This is a genomic window from Bartonella sp. AP21QHHD (assembly GCF_042196205.1).
Taxonomy (GTDB): Bacteria; Pseudomonadota; Alphaproteobacteria; order Rhizobiales; family Rhizobiaceae; genus Bartonella.
The window spans coordinates 1-1,841 of sequence record NZ_JBHIPT010000087.1 but is presented as its reverse complement, the minus strand read 5'-3'; the positions used below and the strand labels follow the sequence as shown (position 1 = coordinate 1,841).

Annotated in this window: 1 pseudogene; it reads right to left on the bottom strand. The window is 38.0% G+C overall.

The features are described from left to right. Positions 1–1,841, bottom strand: a pseudogene (locus ACFIMC_RS05130) (DUF6990 domain-containing protein); the annotation flags it as partial.

Here is a 1,841-nt window from a genome sequence, read left to right as displayed (position 1 = left end):
TAAGCTGTATATCTGGAATATCTTCCGTGTGGGTAGGATCAATGAATTTACAAGCGGTGGAAAGAATGCCCGTGCTAATCATAAAGGCGCTATCAAATTGCGGGTAGTCTTTGGCAATTTCGTCGTTATAAAGAATATCTACTTCACGATCAGCCAATTGATAGCTTGCCATATAATCATTCTCATTGATTTTCTCGGTTGACCAGCCTAAGCTTTTTAAAAGTGCATGAGCACTTTCCATGGTGAGACGATCATCAGTGTCATCCACTTCAACAGAAGTTGTTTTAGAAGCAACAGATGCTGTTTGCGGATCCAAACTCAAAATTGGAACGTTTTTAGGAAAACCTGTTCAATAACGCTGGGCAAGATTAAGCGCGTTGTCAATATCATATTTTGTGATAGTATCTACAAAGCCTAGACGGTTCTTTCTTTGAAAACTCTCCTTATAAAACTTAAGTTTTTTGACATTACCAGTCAAAATAAGTGCAATAAGGTGAAATTCTGCAAGGCAAAATTCACTATTTGTTGGCAACGCCGCATAATCATAAATGATTTGGTTGGTGTTTTGGTTATCAGCCCACTTAAGAATATCCACACAGATTTGCTTCAGTTTGCCTTCTTCAACTTCAACACTAGAAACTGTATAAACTTCTTCTGCCTCTTTGAGAGCTATATATTGAGGCTTCTCGGGAAAAACATCCCTATGAGCAGTGGAAAAGGCAAGTGTTGAAAGTGAAGCCTTGAATATAACGATCGGTGTTTTTCCTTTTCTATCAAGACTGTACATTATGTTGATAATACGGTCTTTGCTTATAAAATAGGCATTACGATTATAATTTTTGTCGCGATAGACTGTCCAGTTCATCATTTTTAATGTTTCAGAAACTGTATTAAGGAGAGCTAAAGATTGTACATCGATACGTGCATCCGCCGCCTCTCGCTCCTTTAAAACGCTCAGATGTCCTTCAGCAAATTGAACAGCGTGATTAACATATTTTTCCACATCATCGTCATCTAAATATTCAGAAATCGTACCTGCTTTTACGACATTTTGATAGGATTTCAGGACATCAATTTGACCTGTTAATGCTAAACAAGCCAAATGCCATGGGATATCGGGACAAGAGCTATATTTTTGAACAAGCGCTTTGCTTTCTATCGCTGCTTCTAAATCCTGAGCACGTGCCCATTGTATTATCCGCTCAGAGATTTTGATAAGCTCTTGCTCATCTAATGTCTCTACACAAATATCAATCCCTTTATCAACACCACTAAAAACCCCTCCCTCAATCGTATTAAAAGACTGATAAATATTTGTAGCTGATATCTGCCTACATTTTCTACTATCGTGAATATAATGGCAAGCTACAGAAATATCTTCGTTGGAGATCCCTGCTTCAAGATGAACATTGTAATCATCATTTGGAAGACGTATAAAACCAAAATCAAATTGAATGAAGCGGTCGNTCAGCAAAAAAGATGACGCGCTCAACCTGTGTCATCTTTTCATAATCAGAAAACTCTGGTGTATATAATTGAGGTGTAGGTTTGTAATTCCTTAAAGCTTCGGTATCGCCGAGTAGAGCCTTTGCAACGAGAGAATGATTAGCAGCTTTTTCACGTAATTTTTTCTTAATATCTTGTGCTTGCGCCCAAGCTAACACCTTGTCTAAAGCTACCTTAACGTGGTTTTCAAAAAACTCCAGTGCTGTAACTCCAAAATTCTCTTCTGAAGAAATCAGCATAGCCTCATATTGAGATTGAGATTCTTTACCGTTAGCATATTCACAGCCAAGACAATAAGCAGCAGTAGTAAGACTGACAGAAACCCACAATCTTCC